A 12486-nucleotide genomic window follows, 5' to 3' on the forward strand; every position below is an offset into this window, starting at 1 on the left:
CCGATACCTGACGGACCGCGTCAGCCGCCGGCGACTATCTCCCGCTCATGGCGCAGGTCCTCGCGATAGCGCGCGTGCCGCCGGACCGTCCACACGAGCATCGATCCGCAGAGGACGAGCGGGGTGGCGGCCGGTAGATAGATCGTCAGCGCGGCCAGCAGTGCCAACGCGGCCAACACGACCGGGGTGGCCGCGCGCCGGTCGAGCAGGGTGCGGCTCGCCCGGCCGAGTGCCATGGCGCCGGCTCCGAGGAACGAGTACCGGGGATGGAACCGCCCGCCGGTTTCCCACGCCAGCAACGATTCCGCCAGCGTCGTCGTGACGAGCGCGGCCGAGACCGCGAACCATGCGTCGACGATCTGGGCGTCCGTCGCGATGCCGACCCAGTCGCTGATGCCGACGAGGACGAACAGGAGCACGGCGACTGCCGCGACACCGGTGACGGCGTAGCCGAGCGCGTACGGCCGGTTCTGCCGATGCGACCACTCCCGCTGCCGCGCGGTGCGGCGCAACCGGGCCTCGCGGTCGAGCCGGGCCCGCTCGTCGCGATCATGCTGGTTGGCCTGCCGCTCCGCGTAGGCGCTCAGGGCGTAGGCGAGCCACAGATGACGGTCGGCCAGCCCGGCGAACCAGGGGATCCCCGCACGGTGCCGCAGGCGGCCGACGGCATCCCGGGCCTCACGCTCGTGGTTGACGGTCGCCGTGACCTCATGCAGCGCCAGCGCCCAGGCGAACGGTTCGTCGTGCAGGATCCGGCGCAGCTCGGCTCGTGCGTCCCGGTCCGGAATCAAACCGGCCGCCGGGGCCTGGCGTCCCACCGCGTCCTGCCACCGGCCCCAGACCTCCCGCAGCCCGTCGCCACCGGATCCCTCGGACAGGACAGGCAGCAATCTCGCACGCCACAGATCCGCCACGATGTCCGCGCTCGCCTCGATCCGCTGGACCGCGTCGTGGGCGAGCAAAGGCAGGTGGGCCACGGTGATTCGTCGATGGCGGTAGATCGGCTCGTAGCCGGCGTGCATGGCGCGCAGCTCGTACAGCAGCCGCACATCGGCGGACGTGCCTCGGTCGAGCTTCGGCGGCGGTTCGTAGTCGGCGAACTGCCCCAGCCAGGCACGGAGTTGGTCCCGTGCGTCCTTTCGTCCCTCGAACAGGGTGGCCCTCGCCGTCTCCCAACCGTCGTACATGGCCACGGCGAGTTCGCTGCGGGTGTGGTACTCGGCGCCGGCGAACACGAAGGGATCCCCGGCCGCGATCTCGCCGCCGCTGGGCGGCGGCGCGGCGGCCACTGGTGGGGACTCGCCGGCGAGCCACCGGGCAACCTGCTCCGGACCCCACCGGTGTTCGGGGTCCATCGTCAGGAGACCGGAGCACAGCAGCCGGATCCGTTCGTCCGGGACGTCGTCGACCGGCACCGGCCGGCCGGCCACCCGGCTCCGCAACAGCATCGGATTGTCGACGTTGGGGAACGCCGGGCGGCCGATGGCCAGTTCCAGCACGGTCATCCCCAGCGACCACCAGTCGAACGCCGCCGCAATCTCGGCACCGACCAGGAACTCCGGCGGCGTGAACGGCACGGTGCCGATGTCGTTGCTGACGTCGACGCAGGGCCAGTATTCGCTGTGCCAACTGATGCCGAAGTCGGCCAACGCGACGTCGAGTGGTTCCAGGCCCCGCACCAAGACGTTGGCGGGCTTGAGGTCGCGGTGCACGATGTTCTCGCCGTGCAGCTCCCCCAGCGCCTCGGCCAGCTGCCGCACCACCGTCTCGATGGTCTGAGTGTCCACACCGGACCGATTGCGGTCACGCAGATCGAGCAGGCTGCCGCCGGCCAGGTACTCCATGATCTCGTACTGGCGGCCCGCCTCCTCCCCGATCTCCTCCACCGCAACGATGTGCCGGCTGCGGCGACGGGGCAGGTACTCTGTCACGCCGTCGGCGAGGCGGGACGGCAGCCGGTAGAGCTTCACCACTCGCTGACCGGCGCCGTCCCGCTCCCGTACCAGATACACGTCACCCTGGGCCGACGCCGCCAGGTCGCGCACCAGCTCGAAACGCGTGGCGAGCCCGGCCGGCAGGGCCCGTCCCCGGTCCGACCGCGCATGCTCCCGCCCGGGCTCGACCTCCGTGTCGTTGGCGTCCCGCTGACGGTGGCCGACCACCGTCGCCGCATCGGCGCGCGGGTCCTCACACACGGTCGCGGGCCCACCGCCGAAGGCCGTCATGCGTGTGCCCCCGTCAGCCCGAGCACGAGGTTTCTACGACCACGGACCGGTTCGCGGTCGCCTTCACCGGATCCAGCGAGCCGTTGGCAGTTCGGTCGGCGGCATGGTACTTGCCGGTGCTCCCGTCCCCCTCGGCCGTGATGCGACCGTCCGGCACGCCGAGGCGCACCAGGACGGCCTTCACGGCCTGGGCCCGTTGCTGGGACAGCGCGACCCGATCCGGCTCCGAGGTCCCGGCGCTGGAGGTGTTGCCGATCAGCTTCATCGTCACCGGCTGGCCGGACACCTTGTCCACCAACTGCTTCAGCGTGCGCTGCGCCGCGTCGGGGTCGCGGAACGTCGCCTGGTCCGCGACGAAGCCGACCGCGCTGCTGTCGTCGTACACCGTGGTGCCACAGGGATTGACCGGCGGATCGGACGGCAGGTCGACGGTGGTCACCGGCACAGTGGTGTCGAACCGATCCCGGTGCGTCTGGCCGGGAACGACGGCGGTGCAGGCGGCGTCGGCCCTGGCCGCGACGGCCTGCCAGATCGCGGCGATGTGCTCCTGCTGGGCGTGATCCAGCTCGGCCTGCGGTTCGGCCGTCTTGCCCGGTGCGACCAGCACCACGGACATCTTGCTCAGCTTGGGCAGCTGGTGCTGCGCGAAGAGGCTGTCGGCGACGTCCTTCGGGTCCGCGCCGAACATCGCCTTGGCGCGGAAGGTCAGCTGCCCCGCCGTCGCGATGCCGGAGTCCACCACGACGACGGTCCCGCCCTCGTCGGTGACGCCGCCGGCCTCGGTCAGCGCGCCGAGCACGTCCGCCTCGGGGGCCTTGGGCTGGAGCGTGGCGACCGCCTCGAAGAACCGCTTCTCGGCGATCTTCAGGTCGTTCTCCCGTTTGGCCGTGTTCGTGGCGGTCAGCGACGGCTGCGCGGTGGTCACCACGCTCGGCTCGCCGTCGAGCCGGATCAGCTGCACCTTCTGCCCCGCCGCCATGGCCTGCTCGATCATCGCGGGGATCGGATCGGGCAACTGCGGCCGCTGGCTGCCCATGCGGGCCCCGACGACGAGCGTCACGGGCTTGCCCGCGGCGGCCGGGCAGCCGTCGGGCTTCGGCGTCCACGTCGACGCCGCTGGCTGCGCCGACGTGGACGAGCAGGCCGCCAGCAGACCGGCGGCGAGCAGGACCGCCGCGAGCGGCGCAAGAGTGCGTGCCATCAGGATTCCCCTCCGGAATCGGGTTGTGTCGGGTCGATGCCCAGTGGCCCGTGGTCGCGCGGACGCGCGTCGAACTCGTCCTTGAGGCGGTTGCTCAGCTGGATGGTCGCCTGCGCCATGGACTGCCAGTCGGCCTCGTGCCCCCGGCGGCTCTCCTCGACGGTGCGGGCCAGCGCGTCGGCCGCGGTCGACGCCTCGGCCAGCTCCACCCGCACCTCGTTGGCCTTGTCCAGCTTCCGCCGGGCCCGGAGGTACTGTCCGACGGCCGCGCTCGGCTTGTTGTAGCCGGCGACCGCCGACACCACGCCGGTGCCGACGAACAGCGCGACGAACAGCAGGGCCGTGTAGTGCCCCTCGTCGACCGAGGGGTCGGCCGGCAGCACGTCGCCGCTGGGGCCGGTGAGCGGGCCCGCGTCGGCGGTGAAGTTCCATCGGAACAGAAACGACATCGCGCCCAGCGCCACCCAGCCGGCCAGGGCCGAGCACGCGATGATCCTGGAACCGGGGGCGTGCCGCGATCGCACGCTCCGGTGGCCGAACTGCCCGACCATGTGCGACAGCAGGATGGCGATGAGGGTGAAGCCGCCGACGATCGTCCACAGGATCCACTCGTCCTGGTCGATCGCCAGTTCGATGGCCTGGTGGAAGGTCATGAGGTCGGTCACGCCGGCCCCGACCAGGATCGCGTAAGAGACCAGCGCCACCCAGAACGACCGGCCGGCGATGAGCGCCAGGTTCCCGACGATCGTGCGGCGTCGGCTCTCGAACTCGCGCGTCGGCGCAGTGGTCACGGGCGGCCTCCGTCCATGCGTCTGGTCCTGGGCTCGAAGAAGGGACTGTCCGGATCACTGATCCGGTCCCAGGCATGGGCCACCGCGGCCTTCAGATCGCTCACCACGTCCTCCTGGTGGTCAAGGCGGATCCCGAAGCCGGTCCGGATCTCCTCGACGTGGGCGGCCAGCAGCCGCAGGTCCACGCCGACGGTGTCGTGCTTCCGCTTGGCCGCGGCCAACCAGTCGACGACGAACGTGTCCACGTACTCGTCCGTGACCCGGCCGCGCACGCGCTTGATGTGCTTGATGTTCTTGCGGGCCTCGCTCGCGTCGACCGTCGGCGACCACTGCAGGTCGCGCAGCTTCCGCTCCAGCTCACGGACCTTCGCCCGCTGGCGGTCGCGCCACCAGAGGACCCTCACGATTCGTCCACCCGGGCCAGCCGTCGCACGATCCCGCGCGGCACGAACAGGTCCGGCGCCAGGCCGGCCGGCTCGTGCACCGGTGGGGCTGTCACCCAGTCGGGCATCAGCTGGGAGGTGAAACGCAGGATAGGCGCCAGATGCGGGCCTTCCGGATGGACGTGCACGACGTTCTCCCAATAGGTCTCGACGCGAGCGGCGTAGCGGGCGCCGGCCTGGCGCGCGGCGGTCTGCGCCAGCACGAACTCGCCGCTCATCTCCGCCTTCACGGCGGCGATCTCGCTGTCCAGCTGTTGCAGCGTGGTGAATCCGGCGGCCTCGTTCATCCGAGCCGTGGCGATGCGCTGTGCGCGCATGTCCTCCCGGCGGCCACGGATCACGCCGGCTTCCAGCACGGTGAGCTCGATGGGGTTGCGCGGCATCAGCTCTTCGACGGTGATCGCCGCGCCGGCCGCCACCACGGCCGCGGCCAGCCGCGTCTGCGCGCTGTTCGCGGACGCGCGGTTCTGCTCCAATGCCGCGAGCCGGCGCAGGCGGTCGGCGATCCGCGCCACCCACGCGCGGTATTCCCCCTCCACCTCGTGGAGCTGCTGCTCCAGCAGGTGATTCGGGTGCTGCGCCGTCGCCGCGCGCCCCTGCTCGTGCAGACCCACGACGTCGTTGAACATCGGCTGCCGGCGCCGGCCGTCACGCCGTCCCTTCCAGCGGTCGACCCGCCGCTGCGACCGTATCGAGCTGTCGGCGCCGGTCACCCCGGCACCGGCTCCCATTCGTCCTCCCGCCACATCTCCATCTGACGGACCGCACCTCGGCGCAGCGTTCAGTCGATGTAGCGGTGGGTCACATCACGCCCGCTGGGGAGCACCGTGGTGAGGTCGACGGGGATGCGGGTGGGCAACACTTCGGTGCCGGTGCCGAACGTGAACGGCATCGTCGGCCTGGCCCCGACTGCGTGTTCGCGGTGGCGGCGTTTGAGCGCGCTCTCGCCGATGACGACTTCAGCATGGGTCGCGGCGAGGACCTGGACGACGCGCGCTCCGGCACGTAGGTGGGCGCGCACACGCCGGTCGTCACCATGCCCGAACTTGTGCCAGTGACGGTATCGGACGAGGTAGAGCAGGTGAGGGTCGTTCGCACGGGCGCGGTGCGTGCGAGAATCCGACTCGGGCGGGCACGTGGGGCACTCGGTTCGGCCTCTGTTGAGCTTGGCGACCGTTCCGCAGGCGTCGTGCCGGCCCCAGGTGCCATGTGACGCGGAGCCGAGCGGGGTGCCCATCCACGGGAGGCCGTGCACATCACCGGCGAGCACGGTCCAGCCCGGGCGCCTGTAGCTGTCCAGGGTCGCTTCGAGTGCGGTGGCGGCCAGGAACTCCGCGACCCCCGGCAACGGCGTGGGCTCGCCGGTTCTCAGACCCAGGAATTGGCGCACCAGGTCGATCTGCCGGTTGGCTCGGAACGTGGCCAGGGCATCCCGAGCTTGCCGCATCGCGGGAAGGTCCTGCGCGCTGCGCCGATCGAGGCAGATATGACATCGAGTGCGCCAGCCCGGACGGCACGCCCGTTCGGTGCCGCAGTGCCGGCAACGGAGGAGCTGGAGTCGCAGGCCACCGGGCCGGTCTTCGAGCAGTTCCATGCCCTCGGTGGCCACCTGCGCACGGGGCCAGCAGTGCACGAACCACGCCACGTCGGGCCCCCGTCCCGCACCGCCCGCGCGGCCGGTGACTTCGTCATCGCAGTTTCGGCACCGGAGAGCCTCCTGTCCCCCTTCATGATCGAACTTGGTACCGGCTCGGCAATGGACGATCAAGAGGGAGTCGGCCGAGCGCACGCTGCCCGCGCCACGCCGAAGGGGTCAGTCGGGGTGGCTGAAGGCCGCGGTGAGCTGGGGCAGGGCGTCCCAGCCGACGACGGCGCTGGTGGCGGATTCGGAGAGGGCACGGATGTAGGTGCCGGCGTAGCCCTCGTCGGTGAGATAGACGCCCCAGGTGGCGAACCAGTCGCGAAGGTGGCCGGTGGCGGGGTCGGCGACGGGCTCGGGCTGGGCGGGGGCGCGGCGCTGGACGAGGGTGCGGGGGCGGTCGCAGGAGGTGAGGGCCTGGTGCCAGTCCTGGTCGGTGGACTCCCAGCCGGCGACGATGCCGCCGCCGCGGGCGTCGTTGTTGGGCTTGAGGATGAGGTCGGCGCGGTGGGCGCGGCAGTAGTCGACGAGGTCGACGGGGTGGCCGTCCACGTCGACCTTGGGGTCGGCCATGGAGCGGGTCCACGGGAGGATGCCGTCGACGAGGGAGAGCTCGGAAGCCGTGAGGGCGGCCCGGAAGCGGGAGTCGTGGAGCATGGGCAGGATGCCCTTGTTGCCGTGCAGGTCGGTGCAGATGGGGGTCAACTGCACGGTCCGACCCTCCTCGTGGGCCCGGAACACGGGCTCCATGCCGGCGGCGACGTCGGGGTCGGCGAGGATCTGGTCGACGGAGACGTAACGCAGGATGACGTCAACGGGGGTGCCGTCGAGGTGGACCTTGCCGGCCCTGGCGCCAAGCTGGCCGACCTCGGCCAGGCGGAGGTCGATTCCCTTGCCCCGCATGAACTCCTGGAAGGGCAGCATGTACTTCTGGTACTTGGCCATGCGGCCGTTGCTCTCCAGCATCACGACGACGGGCGCGCCGGCGGCGGACACGGATTCCGCGCAGCGGGTGAGCATGCGGGCGATGCTGGCGCCGATGTCCGGATAGGACAGTCGGTGGGCCTCGGCGAACTCACGGAACCGGGGCACGTCCATCAGCGCACGGGGGATGTCGCCGGTGCGCTCCATGCCGCCGAGGTCGGCGCCGATGTTGAACTCCAGCAGCTGCCAGGAGTCGCCGTCGCGGTGCAGGTCGGCCCGCCCGTACGGGACGGGCGGCACGAGACCGTTGCGGCACAGGATGTCCACCGACCGACGGTCGAGCCCGAGCGCCTCCCCGTAGGCGAGGACGTCGCCGTCGAACAGCCGGCCGGGCAGGGAGACGACGAGGTGGTGGAACCGCATGAGCCGGTCGGCGACGTCCCGGATCTGGCTGTCCTCGACGAAAAGCGGGCGGCCGAGCACCCGGCCGTCGAAGGCGGCGGTGAAGTGCGGCGGGAACCGCAGGTGGTCGACGACCCCGCGCAGTCCGTCGCGCCCCCCGGCGGCACATTCGTCCACATAGGACTGAGTGACAGTGCGGCTCATGCGGTCACCAGCTTCTGGTAAAGGGTGGGCACCTTGCCCCGCTCGGTGCGAACGAACTCGTGCGGCTCGACGTGCTCCACGGTGAACCCGAGGCAGCGCGGCCCGGTGACGATCTGGTTGAGCTCCACGGTGTCGGAGAAGGCGGCGACCACGGCGTCCACGGTGACGTCCCGGGGCGTGCTCGGCGACAGGAGCAACCGCACGCGATAGCGGTTGACGTCCCACAACACCTGGAACTGGCAGTCGGCGGGGTCGGTGATGCCGACCAGGGCGAGCCGCGACATCAGCTGGTCGGCGGAGACGGTCTCGGAGTCCACGTTCAGCGACTGCCGGGCCCGGCCCAGCAGCGTCAGCACGGCGGCCTGGCTGCCACAGCGGCACGGCTGCCGGCTCAGGCGGCCCCGATCGCCGATGGCGTAACGAAAAAGGGCCATGCCGGTGTCGCTCAGCGGCGTGACCAGCAGCTCACCCTCCTCGCCGTCGGCCACGGCGAGCCCGGTCTCCTCGTCCACGACCTCCACCACCACGGCGTCCTCGTGCACGTGGTGGTCGGTGCCCGTCTGCCACCGGCACTGGTAGCCGATGGGCCCGCTCTCGGTGGTGGAGTAGGCCAGCGAGCGCACGGTCAGCTCGGGCAGGGCGTCGGTGAGCGCCTTGACGCGGCTCAGGCCGAGGCTTTCCCCGATATACAGGAAGGTTCGCAGCGGGGCGAGCTGCTCCGGGGGCGTGCCGGTGATCAGGTCGACGCCGTAGCCGGGCGGCGCGGCCAGGGTGTCGATGGAGTGCTCGGCGATCATCTTCGCGGTGTCGGCGACGCTGGTGACGTTGCCCAGCGGGTACACCCGCGCACCGAGCAGCCGGGTGATCTCCTGGGTGAACAGGAAGGAGCCGTTGAGGTCGGCGCCGTAGAGGCAGTTCGCGAGCCGGTGCGGCGGCTCGGGCAAGGCGGCGCGTAGCCCGCGGGCGCCGAGCGCGGACACCTGCTCGTTGAATTCCCAGGAGTGGTACATCATCTTGACCTTGCTGGAGGTTCCGCTCGACCGCAGCACCATGCCGGGCCGGTCGCCGTCGAGCAGGAACTCGTCCGAGCGCGGCGGGCAGCCGTCGGCCAGCGCGCCCGGGGTCAACACGGGCAACGACGGCAGGTCCTCGACCCGGTGCACGGAGTCCAGCCCGGGCCAGCGGCGCAGCACGGCGGGGGTGCGACGGGCCGCGGTCACCAGCTGCGTGAAGTTGTGGTCCCGCAGCCGCTGGATCTCCTCCCGGCCGGTCGTGTCCAGGTCGGCGGCGAGCCGAATGCCGGTGTTCATCGGGAACCTCCGTGGTGTGCTGATCTCGATCACCGAGCCTGGCCCGCCGGCTCGGCCTGACGCGAAGGATCCTGATGCGAAGGATCCTGGCGCAGCACGTCCGGGCTCAGGCGGCCGGCCAGGGTGGCCCAGTCCCGCATCGCCTCGGCCAGCCCGTCCAGCGCCGCCTCGTCCAGGGCCTGTTTGGCGTCGCACAAGGCTTTCTCGGGCTCGGGGTGCACGTCGAGCATGACGCCGTCGGCGCCGACCGCGACGGCGGCCCGGGCCAGTGGCAGCACGAGTTCTCGCAGGCCGCTGGCGTGCGAGGGGTCCACGATCACCGGCAGGTGGGACAGTCCCTGGGCGACGAGCACCGCCGAGAGGTCCAGTGTGTTCCGAGTGGACGGTTCGAAGGTGCGGATGCCCCGCTCGCACAACACGATGTTGTTGTTGCCCCGCACGGCGACGTACTCGGCGGCCAGCAGCCACTCCTGGACGGTGGCGCTCATGCCGCGCTTGAGCAGGATCGGCCGGCCGCTGTCGGCGGCGGCCTCCAGCAGCCCGAAGTTCTGCATGTTCCGGGTGCCGATCTGGAGCATGTCGGCGTACCGGGCGACCAGATCCACGTCGGGGCTGTCGACGACCTCGGTGACGATCGGCAGCCCGGTCTCGGCGCGGACGTCGGCCAGGATGCGCAGGCCCTCTTCGCGCAGACCCCGGAAGCCGTAAGGAGAACTGCGGGGCTTGAACGCGCCGCCGCGCAGCAGCGTCGCGCCCGCCGCCAACGCCATCCGCGCCGAGGTGAACGTCTGCTCGACCGTCTCGACGGCGCACGGGCCGGCGATGAGGGTGAACGTGTCGGGGCCGATCTCGACGCCGCCGACCGTCACAACCGACCGGTTGACCACGGCTTCCCGGCTGACCAAGGGATATGGCACACGAGCCGGGCGCAGTCGGACGTGCAGGTGCGCGGCCGCCTGGTCCAACCGGTCGAGCAGCTCGGCCCGGGTGGCCGCCCGCGCGATGACGTACCCGACGTGGTCACCGATCCGGTCGCCGGTCGGCGTGGTGACGGCGACCTCCTCGACCCCGGGCACGGCGCGAGCGAGGTCGACGCCGGTCACCTCGTCGAGAATCCCCTGCGCACGAAGGAAGTGGACGCCGGCGACGCCGTCGAAGGACGGGTCGCCCGCGCCTGCCAGCGCGCGGAGCTCGGCCTGCACCAGCTCGGTTCCCGTGGTGAGGCGGAACAACCGGGACAGCACCGCCCTCGATCCAACCGCGCCGTTGGACTCCGCGGGCAGGATCTGCCGATCCCGGCCGACCTGCTCGACGCCGAATCCCGCCGACGGGCCGGGGACGCCGAGGTCGGCGGCCAACCTTGCCGCAACGGCCTGGTGGGCATTGCCGGTGGACAGCACTCCGACTATCTTGTCGGCACCACAGGCCCGCAACACGGTGCGACGCAAGGCGATCGGGTCCGCGCATGCCCTGACGTGGATCGGCGTCAGGCCGAGGGCGGCCGGCACGACGACGTCCGAGGACTCGACGAACACCACCCGCAGCGCCTTGTCCGGGAGAGCAGCCGACATCGTGGACAGCGGGAGCTCCGCGATCCGGTGCCGCGCCCAGTATTCGTCGCTGTACACGGTCTCGACGCAGTCTTCGCCCCGGTCCGGGAAGACACCGACGATCCTGGTGCCGGGGGCCGCCTTCGCCGCGAGCTCGCCCAGAACCCGGTACACCGCACCGGAAACCGGGCCGGCGAACAGTTTCTCGTCGAAAGCCAGGTTCCTGGTCGCCTCGAAGGCCTCGTGCTCGTTCAGCCGGTACAACTCGTCGAACGGCGAACCGTTCTGCGGCAAGGAACCCCGCACGCCCACCACGCGCACGCCGGGCAGATGCGCCCGCAGCGCGCCGGCCGTGGCCCGCAGGTCGTCGTCACCACCGACCACGACGTCGATCCAGTCCAGGTCCTCGGCGAGCTCGGCCGCCAGCTCGTCCTGGGACACCGCATCCGGCGTCAATGTCGGCGGCTCGGCCGTGGGCAGGCAGCCCAGGGCCGTCAACGCGGGCCGGGCAACGCCGTCATCGACGACGTGCACCGGATGCCCGAGGCGGCCGGCCACCAACGCGACTGCCGGCGCCCAGGCGCCGCTCACCACCACCGGGGCATGATCGGCCGGTCGAGCGGCGGCGACGGCCAGTCTGGCGGCCCTGGCCCCCGGTCCGCCCGGGCCGAGCGCCTCGCACTTGGCGTAGACCTCGACGCCACGGTCGGCCCCGAGCCGCAGCCGGACCAGCGGCGTCCGGCCGATGACGTCGATCAGGTCGTGACTGAGCATCAGCGTGATCCCATTCCCATTCCGTCGACGCCCGAAAGACTAGATTCCGCCGGGCGAACCGACGACCGGCTTCGTTGCGTAATGAGGCGGCATTTCTTGCGGCGGGCCGCATTTGTTGCGCGAATTATTCGGCCGGAACGGGGACGCCGGCCCGCTCGTCCATTCCGCGCCACACCCGGAACAGGAACGGCCACAGCGTCACGACCAGGCAGACCCCTCCCAGCGCGAGCACCGCGGCGGTCGGCCCGACGGCGTCCAGCAGCACCCCGGCCAGCAGCAGGCCCAGCGGCATGGCTGCGTTGGCCGAGGCGTGGAACGCCGCGAACACCCGGCCCCGCAGCTGCTCGGGCACCCGGGCGTACTTGACGGCGGCGATCACCGGGTTGATCGGGCCGTTGGCCATCATGCAGGCGGAGACCACGAGCACCAGCAGCACCGGATTCGGGTCGACCGCCACCGCCAGGAAGACGGGCGCGCCGGAGATCAGCGAGCAGGTCGCGAACACCCGCCACCGGTGGCCGCCGTCGCCCAGCCAGCCGTACAGCGCGGTGCCCAGGATGCTGGCCCCGCTCGACGCGGCGATCAGCACGCCGACCAGCGTGCTGTTGTGCCACACGGTCAGCCCGTAGGCCGGCAGCAGCACCGAGAGCAGACCCACGGTGACGGCGTTCAACGCGGCGCACTGCACGCCGATGACCAGCAACAACCGGTCCTGCCGGAAGTGCTCGGCGGCCTGCCGGAGCTCCCGCAGGTAGGCCCGGGTGCTCGGGGCCGGCGCGAGGTTCACGGCCGGGCGGACCCGGACCAGGAGGCCGACCAGCACCGCCGCGGACAGCAGCGCCGCGCCGTCGGCCAGCAGCACCCAGGTGGGCCCGACCAGGCCGATCAGCACGCCACCGAGCGGCGCGCCCAGCAGATCCCCCGTGCGCAGCGCGGACTCCTCGGCGCTGGTCCCGCGCTCGACCGGGACCCCCGTCACGGCCAGCACGGCGGGTAGAAGCACCTGCTTGGCGCTGCGGGAGG

General features: G+C 71.5%; 10 protein-coding genes. All 10 read right to left on the bottom strand.

The window, feature by feature from the left end:
- Positions 1-20: 20 nt before the first annotated feature.
- A complete protein-coding gene (locus tag KUTG_RS53330; protein ID WP_052394391.1) occupies positions 21-2225 on the bottom strand; it encodes a protein kinase domain-containing protein in 2205 nt (734 codons plus the stop codon).
- Positions 2226-2238: 13 nt separating this feature from the next.
- Positions 2239-3426, bottom strand: a complete 1188-nt coding sequence (locus KUTG_RS61135) for an OmpA family protein (RefSeq protein ID WP_043716935.1) — start codon at positions 3424-3426, stop codon at positions 2239-2241.
- Complete coding sequence (locus KUTG_RS61140) at positions 3426-4217, bottom strand: hypothetical protein (protein ID WP_043716937.1); 792 nt, start codon at positions 4215-4217, stop codon at positions 3426-3428. The genes KUTG_RS61135 and KUTG_RS61140 overlap by 1 nt, the downstream gene beginning before the upstream one ends.
- On the bottom strand, positions 4214-4621 hold the full coding sequence (locus tag KUTG_RS12555; RefSeq protein ID WP_043716940.1) for a hypothetical protein: 408 nt from the start codon (positions 4619-4621) through the stop codon (positions 4214-4216). Before KUTG_RS12555 ends, KUTG_RS61140 begins: the two co-directional genes overlap by 4 nt.
- Complete coding sequence (locus KUTG_RS12560; protein WP_043716942.1) at positions 4618-5391, bottom strand: hypothetical protein; 774 nt, start codon at positions 5389-5391, stop codon at positions 4618-4620. Before KUTG_RS12560 ends, KUTG_RS12555 begins: the two co-directional genes overlap by 4 nt.
- A gap of 50 nt (positions 5392-5441) precedes the next feature.
- The gene (locus KUTG_RS12565) at positions 5442-6449 is read right to left on the bottom strand and encodes a hypothetical protein (RefSeq protein WP_157494507.1); all 1008 of its coding nucleotides are present in this window, start codon (positions 6447-6449) and stop codon (positions 5442-5444) included.
- A 24-nt stretch (positions 6450-6473) separates the two neighbouring features.
- On the bottom strand, positions 6474-7829 hold the full coding sequence (locus KUTG_RS65675; protein WP_157494508.1) for a hypothetical protein: 1356 nt from the start codon (positions 7827-7829) through the stop codon (positions 6474-6476).
- Positions 7826-9139 carry an AMP-binding protein gene (locus KUTG_RS12575; RefSeq protein ID WP_043716948.1) on the bottom strand — a complete coding sequence of 438 codons (1314 nt, stop codon included), beginning with the start codon at positions 9137-9139 and terminating at the stop codon, positions 7826-7828. The genes KUTG_RS65675 and KUTG_RS12575 overlap by 4 nt, the downstream gene beginning before the upstream one ends.
- A 29-nt stretch (positions 9140-9168) precedes the next feature.
- A complete protein-coding gene (gene aroF / locus KUTG_RS56240) occupies positions 9169-11463 on the bottom strand; it encodes a 3-deoxy-7-phosphoheptulonate synthase (RefSeq protein WP_084579254.1) in 2295 nt (764 codons plus the stop codon).
- A gap of 124 nt (positions 11464-11587) precedes the next feature.
- Positions 11588-12486, bottom strand: an 899-nt coding sequence (locus KUTG_RS12585) for an MFS transporter (RefSeq protein ID WP_043716949.1), incomplete at its 5' end; no start/stop codon positions are given.

It is taken from the genome of Kutzneria sp. 744, from assembly GCF_000568255.1.
GTDB lineage: Bacteria > Actinomycetota > Actinomycetes > Mycobacteriales > Pseudonocardiaceae > Kutzneria.

Bases quoted from the DNA above. Each gene is read 5' to 3' on its own strand.
- KUTG_RS53330 (WP_052394391.1), bottom strand. From the start codon at position 2,225: ATGACGGCCTTCGGCGGTGGGCCCGCGACCGTGTGTGAGGACCCGCGC.
- KUTG_RS61135 (WP_043716935.1), bottom strand. From the start codon at position 3,426: ATGGCACGCACTCTTGCGCCGCTCGCGGCGGTCCTGCTCGCCGCCGGT.
- KUTG_RS12560 (WP_043716942.1), bottom strand. From the start codon at position 5,391: ATGGGAGCCGGTGCCGGGGTGACCGGCGCCGACAGCTCGATACGGTCG.
- KUTG_RS65675 (WP_157494508.1), bottom strand. From the start codon at position 7,829: ATGAGCCGCACTGTCACTCAGTCCTATGTGGACGAATGTGCCGCCGGG.
- KUTG_RS12575 (WP_043716948.1), bottom strand. From the start codon at position 9,139: ATGAACACCGGCATTCGGCTCGCCGCCGACCTGGACACGACCGGCCGG.
- aroF (WP_084579254.1), bottom strand. From the start codon at position 11,463: ATGCTCAGTCACGACCTGATCGACGTCATCGGCCGGACGCCGCTGGTC.